The sequence below is a fragment of the Hyphomicrobium sp. DMF-1 genome, from assembly GCF_027886585.1.
Taxonomy (GTDB): domain Bacteria; phylum Pseudomonadota; class Alphaproteobacteria; order Rhizobiales; family Hyphomicrobiaceae; genus Hyphomicrobium_C; species Hyphomicrobium_C zavarzinii.
Map to the genome: position 1 here is coordinate 3,014,233 of NZ_CP115706.1, position 15,519 is coordinate 3,029,751.

At 66.9% G+C, this 15,519-nt stretch carries 17 protein-coding genes; 8 read left to right on the top strand and 9 right to left on the bottom strand.

The genetic code is table 11. The features are described from left to right. Positions 1-189: 189 nt before the first annotated feature. Positions 190-828 carry a biliverdin-producing heme oxygenase gene (locus tag PE058_RS13850; protein ID WP_271028660.1) on the bottom strand — a complete coding sequence of 213 codons (639 nt, stop codon included), beginning with the start codon at positions 826-828 and terminating at the stop codon, positions 190-192. Positions 829-1,141: 313 nt separating this feature from the next. Between PE058_RS13850 and PE058_RS13855 the strand changes: the two genes are divergently transcribed. From PE058_RS13855 to PE058_RS13865, 3 genes are all read left to right on the top strand, one after another. Further along, complete coding sequence (locus PE058_RS13855; RefSeq protein WP_271030618.1) at positions 1,142-2,800, top strand: L-lactate permease; 1,659 nt, start codon at positions 1,142-1,144, stop codon at positions 2,798-2,800. Between the two features lie 94 nt (positions 2,801-2,894). After that, complete coding sequence (locus tag PE058_RS13860; protein ID WP_020086336.1) at positions 2,895-3,347, top strand: (2Fe-2S)-binding protein; 453 nt, start codon at positions 2,895-2,897, stop codon at positions 3,345-3,347. A gap of 3 nt (positions 3,348-3,350) precedes the next feature. After that, the gene (locus PE058_RS13865) at positions 3,351-5,714 is read left to right on the top strand and encodes a xanthine dehydrogenase family protein molybdopterin-binding subunit (RefSeq protein WP_271028661.1); all 2,364 of its coding nucleotides are present in this window, start codon (positions 3,351-3,353) and stop codon (positions 5,712-5,714) included. An 84-nt stretch (positions 5,715-5,798) separates the two neighbouring features. Here the strand turns inward: PE058_RS13865 and PE058_RS13870 are convergent, their stop codons facing one another. The 3 genes from PE058_RS13870 to cobA all read right to left on the bottom strand — a co-directional run bounded on the left by PE058_RS13870 (position 5,799) and on the right by cobA (position 7,685). Next, a complete protein-coding gene (locus tag PE058_RS13870) occupies positions 5,799-6,104 on the bottom strand; it encodes an ETC complex I subunit (RefSeq protein ID WP_020086334.1) in 306 nt (101 codons plus the stop codon). A gap of 151 nt (positions 6,105-6,255) precedes the next feature. Then, positions 6,256-6,897 (bottom strand): 5,6-dimethylbenzimidazole synthase, encoded by a 642-nt coding sequence (bluB, locus tag PE058_RS13875; protein ID WP_271028662.1) that lies wholly within the window; start codon positions 6,895-6,897, stop codon positions 6,256-6,258. Further along, positions 6,894-7,685 (bottom strand): uroporphyrinogen-III C-methyltransferase, encoded by a 792-nt coding sequence (cobA, locus tag PE058_RS13880; protein ID WP_020086332.1) that lies wholly within the window; start codon positions 7,683-7,685, stop codon positions 6,894-6,896. Before cobA ends, bluB begins: the two co-directional genes overlap by 4 nt. Before the next feature lie 281 nt (positions 7,686-7,966). Here cobA and cobU point away from each other — a divergent pair, with 281 nt between their 5' ends. Continuing rightward, positions 7,967-8,500, top strand: coding sequence for a bifunctional adenosylcobinamide kinase/adenosylcobinamide-phosphate guanylyltransferase (gene cobU, locus PE058_RS13885; RefSeq protein WP_271028663.1), 534 nt, complete (start codon positions 7,967-7,969; stop codon positions 8,498-8,500). A gap of 1 nt (position 8,501) precedes the next feature. Here cobU and cbiB read toward each other — a convergent pair whose 3' ends face one another. The 4 genes from cbiB to cobT form a co-directional block, all read right to left on the bottom strand. After that, positions 8,502-9,479 (bottom strand): adenosylcobinamide-phosphate synthase CbiB, encoded by a 978-nt coding sequence (cbiB, locus tag PE058_RS13890; RefSeq protein WP_271028664.1) that lies wholly within the window; start codon positions 9,477-9,479, stop codon positions 8,502-8,504. A 66-nt stretch (positions 9,480-9,545) separates the two neighbouring features. Beyond that, positions 9,546-10,271, bottom strand: a complete 726-nt coding sequence (gene cobS / locus PE058_RS13895; RefSeq protein WP_271028665.1) for an adenosylcobinamide-GDP ribazoletransferase — start codon at positions 10,269-10,271, stop codon at positions 9,546-9,548. Then, entirely contained in the window at positions 10,268-10,870 is a 603-nt protein-coding gene (locus tag PE058_RS13900) for a histidine phosphatase family protein (protein ID WP_020086328.1), read from the bottom strand. The genes cobS and PE058_RS13900 overlap by 4 nt, the downstream gene beginning before the upstream one ends. Next, complete coding sequence (gene cobT, locus PE058_RS13905; protein ID WP_271028666.1) at positions 10,867-11,922, bottom strand: nicotinate-nucleotide--dimethylbenzimidazole phosphoribosyltransferase; 1,056 nt, start codon at positions 11,920-11,922, stop codon at positions 10,867-10,869. The genes PE058_RS13900 and cobT overlap by 4 nt, the downstream gene beginning before the upstream one ends. A 174-nt stretch (positions 11,923-12,096) precedes the next feature. Here cobT and PE058_RS13910 point away from each other — a divergent pair, with 174 nt between their 5' ends. From PE058_RS13910 to PE058_RS13925, 4 genes are all read left to right on the top strand, one after another. Then, complete coding sequence (locus PE058_RS13910) at positions 12,097-13,092, top strand: fumarylacetoacetate hydrolase family protein (protein WP_271028667.1); 996 nt, start codon at positions 12,097-12,099, stop codon at positions 13,090-13,092. Then, on the top strand, positions 13,089-13,847 hold the full coding sequence (locus PE058_RS13915) for a cyclase family protein (RefSeq protein WP_271028668.1): 759 nt from the start codon (positions 13,089-13,091) through the stop codon (positions 13,845-13,847). The genes PE058_RS13910 and PE058_RS13915 overlap by 4 nt, the downstream gene beginning before the upstream one ends. 170 nt (positions 13,848-14,017) lie before the next feature. Further along, positions 14,018-14,218 carry a hypothetical protein gene (locus PE058_RS13920; RefSeq protein WP_156827398.1) on the top strand — a complete coding sequence of 67 codons (201 nt, stop codon included), beginning with the start codon at positions 14,018-14,020 and terminating at the stop codon, positions 14,216-14,218. A 109-nt stretch (positions 14,219-14,327) separates the two neighbouring features. Beyond that, positions 14,328-15,230, top strand: a complete 903-nt coding sequence (locus tag PE058_RS13925; protein ID WP_442908661.1) for a dienelactone hydrolase family protein — start codon at positions 14,328-14,330, stop codon at positions 15,228-15,230. A 15-nt stretch (positions 15,231-15,245) separates the two neighbouring features. Here the strand turns inward: PE058_RS13925 and PE058_RS13930 are convergent, their stop codons facing one another. Further along, positions 15,246-15,455 carry a hypothetical protein gene (locus tag PE058_RS13930; RefSeq protein WP_020086323.1) on the bottom strand — a complete coding sequence of 70 codons (210 nt, stop codon included), beginning with the start codon at positions 15,453-15,455 and terminating at the stop codon, positions 15,246-15,248. Positions 15,456-15,519: the final 64 nt, after the last annotated feature.

Below are 15,519 nucleotides of genomic sequence, written 5' to 3' on the forward strand. Positions count from 1 at the left end.
CGAGCTAGATTTCGACCAGCCCTAAACGCAAAAACGCTCCTGCCGCCGATTCCGGGGGTGTCAGAGCCGTTTGGGAGGGGCGCACGCGGTGTGCGCCGCGATCGAGCCCGCCTTTCGGGGGGGGAGTGCGCTGGCTGGCTAACGGTCGTGTGTCCGGCCCTCGCTGGCTGGCGTTTTCACTCGCGCTCCTTACGCGGAAGGAGCCTGAGGCTTGCCGGCCACAACCGGGAGGTGGGCCTCGACCAGGGCCTGAACGCGTGCGAATGCGGCTTCGGCACCGGCGACGACGCGGCTTTCTTCCGCATCGGTCAGTGAGACGGCATCGAGCGCCGCCGTGAACGTGCGCCAATGCAGGCCACGGCCTTCCGGAGCGCCCGCGAGATGGCGCGCACCGAAGGTTTCGCCAAGGCCGAGCTTGATCGCCTCCTTCAACAGGAATGCGGCGCCGAGGTTGGAGCCTTCGGCCACATAGAGCCAGCCGAGGGCGGTGGGAACATCGGCGATCATTCCGGCCTTGAAAGCGGGCGCGGCGTCGTAGCTCGGCAGCGCAGTGCCGAGATCGTTGAGGTCCTCCGCGATCTGGGGCAACCGACGGCGGCCGGCGAGATCCGGCAACAGACGATCGAGCACCGCGTTATCGTAGAGCGCGTCGATATCGCGGTGGAACGCGTGCTGCACGACGGCAAACTGCGCATATCGTTCCTTCGAGCCGAAGGGGTCTGCCGCCATGACGCGGCTGTCGAGCCGCTCGTGCGCGGCGTGCGTCCGCGCCTTGAGGCGCTTGGCGCGGCTCGTTTCCGATGGAGCTTCAAGTTCCGTTGTCGTCATAAATGTCCTTTCGTCAGGTGGTGGCGCAAGACGCTGCCGCGCAGCGGTCGTATACCGGCATTCCCGCGATGCCTATTCAAAGCGACATTGCCCGCCGTGCAAGTCTCGCCTGTGAGGCGTCGTGGCCGATGGGCCACATTATACATAAGACGGTGCCCACGGCGCGCCCTTCGCGCAACTTCGTCAGCCTCAAGCGTTTTTCGTTGCCGGACACGGAGCATGTCCGAACGCGGTGCAGCCCGCTTCGTATGCTCGATACGTCGTAGATGCGTGATATATTGGCATCCAACTGGAAGCGTGGATGGGTGGCGAACTGATGTGGTCGCAGGTTTATGACCCATTCGGCAGCGTGGTCCTCTCGACTGCCGTAGCGGCCATTCCCGTCGTCGTGCTGCTGGGTGCGATCGGTCTTTTCGAGGTCCGCGCTCACATCGCAGCCATGCTGGGCCTTGCCGCGGCTCTTGCCGTCGCGGTGCTGGCCTATGGGATGCCCGCGCATATGGCGGGGCTCGCCGCGGCCTACGGCGCCGCTTTCGGGCTGCTTCCCATCGGATGGATCATCCTCAACGTCATCTTTCTCTATCAGCTCACGAGCGAGAAGGGCGAGTTTGCGATCCTGCAACGCTCGATCAGCGCCATCAGCGACGACCGGCGGCTGCAGCTCCTGTTCATCGCCTTCAGTCTCGGCGCATTTTTCGAGGGTGCTGCGGGCTTCGGCACGCCGGTCGCGGTCACGGCGGCGATGCTGATCGGCCTCGGCTTCTCTCCCCTCGCCGCCTCGGGCCTTTCCCTGATCGCCAATACGGCGCCCGTCGCATTCGGCGCGCTCGGCACGCCGGTAATCGCGCTCGCGGCGGTGACGGGGCTCGATCTCCACGAGCTTTCCGGCATGGTGGGACGGCAGTTGCCGTTCTTCTCCGTGATCGTGCCGTTCTGGCTGGTGTGGGCCTTCGTCGGCTTTCGCAAGACCTTCGAGATCTGGCCGCCGATCCTGGTGGCTGGGGTTTCGTTCGCCGTGCCGCAGTATCTCGTCTCGAATTTTCATGGCCCCTGGCTGGTGGACATCGTGGCGGCCCTCGTGTCGATGGTCGCGCTCGCGGCGTTCCTGCGCGTCTGGCAACCGTCCGAGCCGATGCGCGCGATGCCGCGCACACCGTCCGAAAGTCCGTCGTTCACGGAGCCCGAAGACATTCGTCCTCTGAGCAATCCGGCCATCCGCAGGGCGTGGACGCCATGGATCGTGCTCAGCGTGTTCGTGTTCCTGTGGGGCACACCGCAGGTGCGCGCGGCGCTCGACGGCCTATGGGTGGCGAAGATCCCGGTCACGGGACTCAACGAACTCGTGCAGAAGATGCCGCCGGTGGTCGCGGCCCCGCACGTGGAAAGCGCCGTCTACACGCTCAATCTCATGTCGGCGACGGGCAGTGGAATCCTGCTGGCTGCCATCGTCTCGGGTCTCTTTCTCGGTTACAGCCCCGGCGGGCTTCTGCGTATGTACGGGCGGACGATCCATCTCGTGCGCTACTCGCTCCTCACCATCGCCTGCATGCTGGCGATCGGCTTCGTGACGCGCTACTCTGGCACCGACGCCACGCTCGGCCTCGCTTTGGCCAACACCGGGTGGCTCTATCCGTTGTTCGGCACCCTCATCGGTTGGCTCGGCGTGGCGCTGACCGGCTCCGACACCGCTTCCAACGTGCTTTTTGGCGGCTTGCAGCGGGTTACCGCGGAGCAACTCGGCATCAATCCAGTCCTCATGGCGGCGGCCAACAGCTCCGGCGGCGTCATGGGCAAGATGATCGATGCGCAATCCATCGTCGTCGCCTCAACGGCCACGCGCTGGTACGGGCACGAAGGCTCGATCCTGCGCTTCGTGTTCTTCCATTCGGTGGCGCTTGCGACGCTGGTCGGACTTTTGGTCATGGGACAGGCTTACGTCTGGCCGATGACGTTACTTGCTCCGCAACCTTAGGGACTTCGGAAGAGTCCCGCGACGGGAGACCTGAACACACCATCACGACGCAGTTGGCGGCTTCCAGCCGCCGGAAAATCGGGAGACGACAATCATGGCGACCATCACCGTGAATGGCGAAAGCCGCACCGTGGACAGCGATCCGGGCACGCCGCTGCTCTGGTATTTGAGGGATGAGGCGGGGCTGACGGGAACAAAGTACGGATGCGGCGCGGGGGTATGCGGCGCCTGCACCATTCATCTCGACGGCGTGGCCGTGCGCTCGTGCATGACGACCATCGAGATGGCAGACGGAAAATCCATCACGACGATCGAGGGCCTCAGCGCCGACGGCGAGCATGCCGTGCAGAAGGCATGGCGGGAACTCAGCGTGCCGCAGTGCGGCTTCTGCCAGGCGGGGCAGATCATGCAGGCCGCCTCGCTGCTCGCCAAGAACAATGCGCCCTCGGACGACGAGATCGTCGAGGAGATGGGCGGCAACATCTGCCGGTGCGGATGCTACCAGCGCATCCACGCGGCCGTGCGCCTTGCAGCCGGAGGAGTGTGACCCATGCTGCATTACATCGAAGAGCATACGAAGACATCGAGCCAGCCCGTGGGGCAGAGCGCCATCATCGAGAATGTGAGCCGGCGCACGATCCTCGGCGGCGCGCTGGTGGCGTCCGGCCTCGTGCTCGCGGTCAAGATCCTGCCGGCCTATGCGCGCGAACCGATGACGCCTTACCCGACCGGCGCCGAGGGCATGTCCGACAAGACGGTCAACGATCCGCATGTCTTCATCGCCATCGACAAGAGCGGCGACGTGAAGATCGTCACCCATCGCTCGGAGATGGGCACGGGCATCCGCACGAGCCTGCCGATGGTGGTGGCTGACGAGATGGAGGCCGACTGGTCGCGCGTCTCGCTGGTGCAGGCGCCCGGCGACGAGCCGAAGTACGGCAACCAGGACACCGACGGCTCGCGCAGCATGCGCCACTTCATCCAGCCGATGCGCCAGTGCGGCGCAGCCATGCGGCAGATGCTGGAAGCCGCAGCGGCGGCCAAGTGGGGCATCGACGCCAAGCTCTGCCGGGCGAAGGCACACAAGGTGATCCGGCTCGACGCCTCCGGCAAGGAGACGGGTGAGACGATCGGCTTCGGCGATCTCGCGGAAGCGGCCATGGCCTTGCCGACGCCCAAGGTCGAGGATCTGCTGTTCAAGACGCCCGACGAGTTCACCCTGATGCGGAAGGGCGAGACGAAGATCGCGGACCTGCGCAATATCACCACGGGCAAGGCGATCTACGGCGCGGACGTGCGCCTGCCGGGCATGAAGTTCGCCGTGATGGCGCGCCCGGACGTGCTCGGCGCGAAGATCGTGAAATACGATGCCTCCGAGACGCTGAAGACGCCCGGCGTGGAGAAGGTCGTGGAGATCGAGGGCTTCTACGACGTGCCCCGCAAGTTCCATCAGCTCGGCGGCATCGCCGTGGTGGCGAAGTCGACCTATGCGGCGCTTCTCGGCCGCGACGCGCTCCAGATCGAGTGGAACAACGGCGAGAACGCCAGCTACAATTCCGCAGCCTACAGCAAGGAGATGGAAGCGACCGCGGCGAAGCCCGGCAAGGTGATCCGCAACGAAGGCGACGTGGACGCCGCATTCGCCGCGGCCAAGCAGGTGTTCACCGCCGACTACCACGGCCAGCATCTCGTGCAGGCACCGATGGAACCATTGGTAGCCGTGGCGCGTGTTGCCGACGGCAAAGCGGAGATATGGGCGCCCGTTCAAAGCCCCTACGGCGCACGCAAGGACATTGCGGAAGCGCTCAAGCTGCCGCTCGAGAACGTGACGGTGCACGTCACGCTGCTGGGCGGCGGCTTCGGCCGCAAGTCGAAGTGGGACTTCATGATCGAGGCCGCGCTGCTCTCGCAGAAGCTCGGCGAGCCCGTGCTGCTGCAGTGGAGCCGGGAGGACGATACGCGCCACTCGTTCTACCACACCACATCGGTCGAGCGGATCGAGATGGCGATCGACGACAAGGGCAAGGTGACCGGCTGGCGGCACCGGACCGTGTCGCCGTCCATCCTTTCGACGTTCGCGCCCGACAGCGGCTACCAGTTCCCGATCGAGTACGGCATGGGCTTCGTCGACGTTCCGTTCGACGTGCCAAATTTCCGTTGCGAGAACGGGCCTGCCAAGGCGCACACGCGCATCGGCTGGTATCGCTCGGTGTCCAACATCCAGCGCGCGTTCGCTGTGCAGTCGGCCGTGTGCGAGGTAGCCCATAAGCTCGGGCGCGATCCCAAGGACTTCCTGCTCGAAATGATCGGGCCGGACCGCAAGATCGACCTCAAGGCGTCCGGCTTCCCGGACGACTTCTGGAACTACGGCGAGCCCTACGAGTCGTTCCCGATCGATACGGAGCGGCTCAAGAACGTCATCCGCGTCGCGGCGGAGAAGGCCGGCTGGGGCAAGACGCTGCCGGAGCGGCAGGGGCTCGGCATCGCCGCGCACCGTGCGTTTGCGAGCTACGTGGCGAGCGTGGTGCACGTCGTCATCGACGACGACGGCACGATCCGCGTTCCGGAAGTGACGACGGCCGTCGACTGCGGCTTCTACGTCAATCCGGAGCGCATCCGCTCGCAGATCGAAGGGGCCGCGGTGATGGGCATGTCGAATGCCGTCTACAGCGGTATCACCTTCAAGGATGGCGCGGTGGAGCAGTCCAACTATTCGGACTTCAACGTCGCGACGATGCACAACTACCCGAAGAAGGTGAACACGATCATCATCGAGCCCAAGAGCGCCTCATGGCACACGGGCGGCATCGGTGAGCCTGGCGTGCCGCCGTTCGCGCCCGCGCTTGCGAACGCTATCTTCGCGGCGACGGGCAAGCGGCTGCGCAGCCTGCCCATGGGTGAAAAGGTCACCTGACGTCCTTCGGGCGAAGGCAAAAAAATCGCGCCGGTTTCGCAGAGACCGGCGCGGTTCTGTTGTTAGGGCGCGGTGCCGGGCGGCTCAGTGCGTCCAGGCGCCGATGCGGCCAAACTTGAAGTTGTCAGCGTAAGCCTTGCGGATGAGGGCGCGCGGCTTCGGCTCGTCCAGACGATAGGGGATGCCGTTGCGCTCGGCGTAAGCGATCGCCTCTTCCTTGGTGTCGAACTCGAGCCGGACCTGGGTGCGCGTATCGGCAGAGCCGGTCCAGCCCATCAGCGGATCGATCTGACGGGGAACATTGGATTCGTGCTCCAGCACCCACTCTTTCGTGCGGGCAAAGCCCGACTGCATGGCGGTTTTGGCTGGCTTGAAAATGCGTGCCGACACGGAGGGCCTCGCTGATTCCTGTACCTCGTCTGTCCTTAGCGCCGCGGGCGGCTTCCGGCAAGCCGGTGTGGCATTCGCTGCGTGGGACGCCCTCGTATCACGGCGCGAAAAGGGCCGATTTGATGTGGATCATCCGGGCGGGCAGGCAAGATCAGCGCTTCAGGATCAGCTCGTCGCCCGGCGCGCGGTCCTGCCATCCGGCACGCTCCAGTTCCGGGTCGAGGTGTTCCTCCACCGGCCAGCCGATGCAGAGGTAGGCGACAAGCGTCCAGCCTTCGGGAACGCCCAGCGCCTTCGTCACGATGTCCGGCTCGATGATCGAGATCCAGCCCATGCCGACCCCCTCCGCCCGCAGAGCAAGCCACAGCGTGTGGATGGCGCCGACGACCGAGTAGCGCAACGCCTCCGGCATGGTCTGGCGGCCGAGGCCCGCGCCGCGCTCCGTGGTTTCGTCGGCGAACACGGCGAGCTGGACGGGAGCGGCGTCGAGGCCTTCGAGCTTGAGGCGCGCGTAGAGCGCGCGGGCTTCGCCGTCGTAGCCTTCGAGGGCGGACTGGTTCGCCCGCCGGAAGGAGGCGCGGACGACGTCGCGGCGTTCCTCCGAGGTGACGTGCACGAAGCGCCAGGGCTGACAGTTCCCGACGGATGGCGCGTGGCAGGCCAACGCCACCAGCTCGTCGATGAGACCGTCCGGCAGGGGATCGGTGCGGAAGCGGCGGACGTCGCGCCGCCACAGGATGAGATCGCGGAAAGCCGCAGCAAAGCCCGAGCCGAAGGCCGGCGCATCGCTCATGGTTTCGCCATCCCGGGTCCAAGCAAGGCGCGCAGGCTCGCGGTCGCGCCGACGACGATGACGGCCGGAGCCTCGATGCCGTGCGTGCGCACGTCCGCAACGAGATCGCCGAGCCGGGTTTCGAGAACACGCTCGCTCTCGCTCGTGGCATGGGAAATGACGGCAACGGGCGTCGCGGAGCTCAAGCCACCACGCTCGAAGGCTGCCGTAATCTGGGGAAGCTGGGCCAGCGCCATGTAAAGGATGATCGGCTGGCCGGTGGCGGCAAGCAACTCCCATTCGCGCGCCGCGCGGTCTTCGTCCGCACGATGACCGGCCGCCAGGATGACGGCGTGGTTCGTGTCCCGCGTGGTGGCCGGGATACCGGCGAGGGCGGGCGCGGTAAGGCCGGAGGTGAGCCCCGGCACGATGCGGAACGGAATGCCTTCGCGCACAAGGGCCGCGGCTTCCTCCCCTCCCCGTCCGAACACGAAGGGATCGCCGCCCTTGAGGCGCAGCACGCGGCGCTGCTTCTTGGCCTCGGCGATGATCAGCTCGTTGATGTCACGCTGATGCGGCGAGGGACGTCCGCCGCGCTTGCCCGCGAAATGGATTTCGGCGCCGCCGTGCGCCAGGCGCAGGATACGCGGATCGACCAGCGCGTCGTGAATGATGGTGTCGGCCGAGCGGAGCGCATGAATGGCCATGACCGTCAGAAGGCGCGGGTCGCCCGGACCGGCGCCCACGAGCCAGACTTCGCCCGGGCGCATATCCGGGAAGGGCGGAAAGATGTCCGGCGGAAAGTTCATGGCGGGGAGACGGGCTCGGGTTCCTGGAACGGGTTCAGACGACGGCTCGGTGGGGCGGGAGACAGGACACTACACCTCCGGGCGGCGCGCGTCCGGTCCCTGTCCTCGCGACGTTCGAACGCAGCGCGGGACTTGGCCGCCCGGAACACCCCGGGTTGCAGAGCCAGCTCGGCCCGCTCGCAGCGCCCCGATGCGGTGATCCGCCGGCCGATTGGAGGTAGCCATCGACGCGCTGGCCTGTCAAACAGGGCTTCCTCCTTCCACTTGGGACCTCCTTGGCCATGGCCGCCGCATCGCTCCCTCGCCTCACCCTCGTTCTCGGCGGCGCCCGCTCGGGAAAGAGCCGGTTCGCGGAGGATCTGGTGACCTCGCTACCCGCCCCCTGGACCTACGTGGCGACGGCGGAGGCTTGGGACAGCGAGATGAAGGAGCGCATCGCGCACCACATCGCGCGGCGGGGGGACGGCTGGGTGACGCGTGAGGCGCCGCTTGGACTTAGCGACGTTCTCCTCACCCAGGCCGGAAATCCGAGCCCGGTGCTGATCGACTGCCTGACGCTGTGGCTCACCAACGTGATGCTGGCCGAGCGCGATGTCGCGGCCGAGCGGGAGCGCCTGCTCGACGCACTCGCGGCGCCCGGGGGCCCGGTGGTGGTGGTCTCGAACGAGGTGGGCCTCGGAATTGTGCCCGACAACGCGTTGGCGCGTGTCTTCCGCGACGAGCAAGGCCGGCTCAACGCCGCCGTGGCCCAGCGCGCCGACCGGGTAGTGCTGATGGCCGCCGGGCTTCCGCTCACGCTGAAGCAGCCGTCGTAGTCTAGAAAAGCAGGAGCGCGATGAGCGCGAGCAGGCCGATGGTGACGGCCTGGAGCACGTAGGCGATGCGGAACAGCCGCAGCGCGCGGTGGATGTCGGCAGCGGTGGCCTCACGGCGGCCCGAGCCCATCCAGGCGTCGTCGATGCGCTTGCCGCCGTAGCTGCGGGGGCCTGCAAGCGCCAATCCCAGCGCGCCCGCCATCGCGGCCTCCGGCCAGCCCGCGTTGGGCGAGCGGTGACGCGGTGCATCGCTCAATGCGGCCGTGGCGGAGGCACGCCAGTCGGCCCCTGGCATCAGACGCGCCGCCGCGACGATCCAGAGTGCGGAGAGACGCGAGGCGGGCAGGTTCACGAGATCGTCCAGCTTGGCTGCCGCCCAGCCGAACGCGAGATAGCGTTCCGACTTGTGGCCGATCATGCTGTCGGCCGTGTTGATGGCCTTGTAGAGCGCGCATCCCGGAAGGCCGCCCACGACCAGCCAGAACACCGGTGCCACGACACCGTCGGAGAAGTTCTCGGACAGACTTTCGATGGCGGCGCGCGATACGCCAGCTTCGTCCAGGGTTTCGGGGTCGCGTCCGACGATGCGGCTGACGGCCGCGCGCCCGCCACGCAATCCGCGCTGCTCCAGCTCCTCGGCCACGTGGGAGACATGCTCGTCCAAGCTGCGGCCCGCGAGAAGCGAGCTCGCCAGCACCGCCTTGACCGCGAGCGCGGCGAAAACCGGCAGCACGAGATCGAGGCCGACATCGATCAGCATGACGGCAGAGAGCGTGACCAGGAGCACCGTGGCGAGAGCGAGGATGCCGCGCAGGCGCCGCCGCGGAAACGTCAACTGCGCCTCGTTCCAGGCGGTATCGGCGCTGGTGATCAGCGCGCCCATCCACGTCACGGGATGGCCGATGCGGGCGACCAGCTTCTGCGAGTAGCCCGCGAGGGCCTCGATGAAGAGGGCGAGAAAAGCCAGCGCGAATGTCATCAGCTCACCGTCGGGCGATCAGAGCAGGCGTGCTATCATAGGTGACAGTGCGGCGAAACAAGCTCGTTACGCGAGAAGCAGGGCAAAGAGCAACGCGCTCTCCGTAATTTCGATGCTGGCACCGTGGCAATCGCCGGTGATGCCACCAAGGCGAACCCGCCAATAGAGAGCGAGGGCGAGTGTCACGGGCAAGGCAGTGAGCAGAACCGGCACGAGAAAGGCGGTGACGAGGGCAAGGGCCGCCCCTTCGAGCACGACGACGCGTGTCGAGATCCCTGCCGCAAGGCGGCTTGCCATGCCTTCCGTGAGCGGTGGAACGGCGCGGCCGAGCGCCAGCGTTCCCCAGCGCGCCCAGACGGCGATCAGCAGAATGCCGATCGCGGCGGCTTTCACGCCCAGCGCCTCGATCACCGCCGCGAGAAGGACCAGCTTGGCGGCGATCTGAAGCGCGATGGCGATCGTGCCGAAGCTGCCGGTGTGGGGATCGCGTGCCACCTCGACGAAACGCTGCGGATTGCCGTGCGCGGCGCCGAGGCCGTCCGCCACGTCGCCGAGGCCATCGAGATGCAGCCCGCCGCTCACGGCCACCCAAGCCAGGAGAGCCAGCAGAGCGCCGACCCAGGGACCGAGGCTCGCGCCGAGCGCGGCGAACACCGCCACCAGGAGGCCGACCATGGCGCCCGCCGCGGGCAGCCAAGGGGCCGCCAGTGCAAGGCTGCCTGCTTTCTCAGGCGCGAGCGGCGGCACCGGCAGGCGCGTCAGGAACGAGAGAGCGACGAAAAATCCGCTCATGCGCCCTCGCCTTCCTCGGGCTGCGCGATCTCGACGATCTCGCCCCACAGACCATGCTCGGGATGCGTCCCCATCTCGACACGCACGCGGGTGGCGCAGGCGATGCGCACTGCCCATAGGCGCTCGAGCGGCAGGCCGACAAGAATGGACAGGGCCATGCGGATGGTGCCGCCGTGCGCGACGACGAGCACGGGGTCGTCCCGGCGCGCCGCGAGGCGGCGCAGCGCGGCATCCACACGCGCCCTCACCGCGCTCGCGTTCTCGCCGTTCGGGGGCGGATTTGCCTCGGGGTCCGCGTAGAAGGCCGCGAAGCGATCGTCGGCCGCGAGGTCTGCGCGCGACCGGCCTTCCCAATCGCCGAAATCCATCTCCCGCCAGTCCGGATCAACCTCGACGTCCTGTGCGCTCCAGTGGGTGGCGATCTCCGCGGTCTCTCTCGCACGCGCAAGCGGTGACGCGACGACGGCCGCCCAGGTGCGCCCGGCGAGTTGCCGCGTCACGGCCTTGCGCCCGGCGCCCGACAATGGCGGGTCCGACCGGCCCAGCAGGTCGTTTGCGAACGCGGTCTCTCCGTGGCGAAGGAAATCGACTGAGGTCATGGCTCGGCGCGGCCGGAGACGGCAGCCTCCTCGAACGTCGCCATGCCGTTGTGTAGCGCACAGGCAAGCCGCAGCACGGCGAGCGCGGTCGCTGCGCCGGATCCTTCGCCGAGCCGCAAGTTGAGATCGAGCACCGGGCGGGCCTCCAGGGCATCGAGAACGATGCCGTGACCCTGCTCGGCCGAGCGATGGGAGAAAATGAGCCAAGGCCGGCAGCCCGGATTGATCCGCGTCGCCGTCAGCGCGGCGACGGTGACGATGAAGCCGTCAACGAGCACGGGAACCCGTGCCTGGGCCGCTGCGACCATGGCGCCCGTGAGCGCCGCGATCTCGAAGCCGCCGACCGACTGCAGAACACGTACGGCGTCGCTCACCGGTCCCGCGAGGCCGTGGCGTTCGAGGCCGGTCTCGATCACGTGGACCTTGTGCGCTATCCCCGCGCTGTCGAGCCCGGTGCCCGCGCCCGCGATAGTGCCCGGCGCCTTGCCGAGCAGCGCGGATGCGATGGCTGCCGCCGACGTCGTGTTGCCGATGCCCATCTCGCCGAACAGCACGAGATCCGGCTGCCTCAAAGCCTCGATCGCTCTCCGGCCGGCTCCGAGCGCCGCGTCGCATTCCTCGGCCGTCATCGCCGGCTCGACGCTGAAATCGCGCGTGCCGCGGCGCGTCTTATCGGTGACGACTCCGGGTAGCGGGTCCGCCGCCAGCGTACCCGCGTCGATCACGGAAAGCGGTACGCCGAGTTCGCGCGCAAGCACCGAGACGGCTGCACCGCCTGCCGCGAAGTTCTTCAGCATCTCGACGGTCACGGCTGCGGGAAAGGCGGAGATGTTCTGCGCGGTGACGCCATGGTCTCCGGCGAACAGGATGATCGGCGCTCTTGCTGCGCGCGGGCGCTCCGTTGCCTGAAGGGCCGCCAGCGCGATGGCGAGCGTCTCCAGCACGCCGAGAGAGCCTGCGGGCTTTGTCAGGATTGCCTGCCGCGACCGTGCAGCCTTTTCGTAGTCCGAGGACGGAGCAGGGCACGGGTCATATATCCAGGTGCTGGGCATGGGGCTCGCCGAGTTTTGGGCCGCGTCCGCTGCATGGCATGCCCTGCGGCCCCCGGCAACTGCGATGGCGGCGGCGCGCGGACATGCCGATTGATCTCGATCCAATACTGTGGGAGCGGATGGGCCGTTCCGCCCGCTCCGGGCGCCTTCCGACGTTAACCTCAAGGACCGCCCATGAAGCTCAGGCGCATTCTGGAAGGTGAGACGCCTGTCGTCCAAATCGCCGCGAACACGGGGTGGGTGCGCGTGTCCCGGGCGCTGGCCGCGCTCGCGCCCTCTCATTCTGAGGCCGAGACCGCGCTTTGGTCGCGGGACACCATCGCGCTTCTGGGTGCGCCCGAGGAAGTTCGTTCCGGGCTGAACGATGCAGCACTCGGCCTCGCGCCGGACGACGCCATCGCGGGCCGCCCGCTGCTGCCTTTCGAGCCCAGGTCGTTTCGCGACTTCATGCTCTACGAGCGCCATGCGATCGATGCGGCGCGCGGGTTCGTGCGCCGGTTCACGCCGCGCGCCTGGCCGGTCGTGAAAGCCTATGAGGCCGTATTCCGCCGGCCGTTTCCGGCACTCAGGCCCGATGCGCTCTGGAACCGGCAGCCGATCTATTACATGGGCAATCACCTGGCCTTCGCGCTCGACGGCGAGCCGCTCACAATTCCTTCGTACACGCGCGCCCTCGACTATGAGCTCGAGCTCGGCTTCGTGCTGGCACGCCCGCTTTACAATGCCACGCCGGAGGAAGCGGAAGCGGCCATCGGCGGGCTCGTGGTGGTGAACGACTTCAGCGCGCGCGACGTGCAGCGTGCGGAAATGCGCTCGGGCTTCGGCCCGCAGAAGTCCAAGCACTTCCGAAACGGGATTTCGCGCGTCGTCGTCGGCGCCGACGAAATATTGCCGCGCTGGCGCGAGCTTTCCGGATTCGTGCGCCTCAACGGGCGCCTCGTGGCCGAGCCCAGGAGTGCGGGGCCGCGCTGGTCTCTCGGCGAGGCGCTGGCGCATGCATCGCGCTCGGAGCGGCTCTATCCTGGCGAGTTGTTCGCCACGGGTACCCTGCCCGGAGGAAGCGGCGTCGAGACGGGCCAGCTCCTCTCCGACGGAGATACCCTGGAAATCGGCATCGAGGAGATCGGGAGCATCACGACCCCGATCGTCGCAGAGGAGACACGAAGATGAAGGTCATCGATCTCTCGAAGCCGGTGCAGTTCAATCGAGACGATCCGTTCTTCATGCGGGTCAAAGTGAAGCACAAGCCGCACCGGATCGCGAAGCTGCTGGTGCGGCTGCTCGGGCTTCCTTTCCGCCTGTTCCCGCGTGACTTCGCTGGCTGGGCCGACGACACTGTGACGATGGGCGTGCACGCGACGACGCACATCGATGCGCCCTGGCACTACGGTCCGCTTTCGGGTGGCGCGCGGGCGGAGACCATCGACGAGATGCCGCTCGACCGCTGCATCGGTCCAGGGGTCGTACTCGATCTCTCGCACAAAGCTGACGACGATCCGATCACGGTCGCCGACATGGAGGACGCGCTCGCCAAATCCGGCGCGACGCTCACGGATCGCACCATCGTGCTGATCCGCACCGGGCGCGACCGCCTGATGGGCACCAAGGACTTCTGGCAGACCGGCACCGGCATGAGCGCGGCGGCGACGGAGTGGCTGCTCGATCGCGGCGTCACCGTGATGGGGATCGACCAGTGGGGCTGGGATCTGCCGTTCCGGGCGCAGATCGCCAAATCGAAAGCCACGGGCGATGCCTCATTGTTCTGGGAGGCGCACCGGGTGGGGCAGCGACGGCCTTACTGGCACATGGAGCAGCTTACGAATCTCTCCGCACTGCCTCCGTACGGCTTCGAGGTGGCGGTGTTTCCCTTGAAAATCGTCGGGGCCTCGGCCGCGCCCGCCCGCGTGGTTGCCATACTGCGCTGAGCCTCACGCTTCAGAGCGCGGGCTTTTCTTTTGTTTTCATTCTGTTTTACGCGCTTCGGCGCGCGTTGCCGGATGCGCACGCGCGTAATTTTCTTCCCCACGGCACTGTTGGATCGGGAATTTTTCCCTGTATAACGGGATAACATTTCTACGCCGTCCGCAGGCCCATAATGAAAAAACCGACGCCGGAACCGCCCCTTACTCAACTCGACCCGAACCATCCCAACTACGATGCCATCCTCCTCAAGAGGGCGCGGCTCGAAGCGCATCGGCGCAGGCGCCGGGAAAACCGCGGGGAACTGGACGTGCCGGACCGGAAACAACCGCCTGCGAAGCCCGGCAAGAAGCCCTCCCGGCGGCGGGAGGACTGACGAGCGGACGCGATCTCCGGCCTTTTCTCCCGTTTGCGTGCTTGATCCCTCCCGTGCGGGCCCCATCTTTGGTGCGTCGGCGATGCATTCCAAGATGAGGGACCCCGAGATGACCGATCGCACCTCCCACGATCCGGATGACGCCAACCTCACGGCGGATCGCAGAAGCCTCGTTCCCTCGTTCGAGATGTCGCGCCGTCAAGCGGTGTTGACGACGCTCGCCACCGGGTTCGCACTCGCGACGCAGCCGGTCTCCGCCGAAACGACGATCACGACCGATACGAGCGGCCTCGTCGCGGGTGAAGTTCAGATCCCCGCGAGCGATCGCGAGATCCCCGCCTATCGCGCGATGCCGGCTACGGGCGGACCGTTTCCTGTCGTGCTCGTGGTGCAGGAGATCTTCGGGGTTCACGAGCACATCAAGGATATCTGCCGCCGCCTCGCCAAGGAGGGCTATTTCGCGCTCGCGCCGGAGATGTTCGTCCGCCAGGGCGACGTCTCACAACTCAAGACGATCGACGAGATCCGCCCCATCGTGGCCAAGGTTCCGGATGCGCAGGTGATGAGCGATCTCGATGCGGCCGTGACCTTCGCGGCGGCTTCCGGCAAAGCCAACGCCGACAAGCTCGCCATCACCGGCTTCTGCTGGGGCGGGCGCATCACCTGGCTCTACGCCGCGCACAATCCGAAGCTCAAGGCGGGGATCGCCTGGTACGGGCGCCTCGCGGGAGAGCCGTCGCAAACCACGCCCAAGCATCCCGTCGACGTGGCGGCAGATCTCAAGGCACCGGTGCTCGGCCTCTATGGCGGCGCGGACCAGGGCATCCCGCTCGACACCGTCGAGGCCATGCGGGCTGCCTGCGCGAAGGCGGGAAAGACATGCGAGATCGTCGTGTTCGAAGGAGCGCCGCACGCGTTCCACGCGGACTACCGGCCGAGCTACCGGGCCGAGCCCGCCAAGCAAGGCTGGGCGCGGCTGCTCGCCTGGCTCAAACAGCATGGCGTCAGTTGAGCCGGCTGCACGTGCTCAGTCGGGCGTGCCTTCATCCGCTCCCGACTTCGGGCGGAACCAGTCGCGTATGCTCTCCCAGAATGCGGCGAAGGCGACGAGCAAGGTCACCAGCAGCACGGAGATGACGAGTTGAACGACGCCGAAGTTCGCGGCGTCCTCCGCCACGAACCATCCCGCGATGATGGCGGCTACGAACATGATGGGTCGGATGAGCCAGTTCAGCATGGTCGTCAGGCCTGTTTCAGATACGAATTGCGCCTATCCTGTCCAAAGTCAGCGCCCGGCCGTT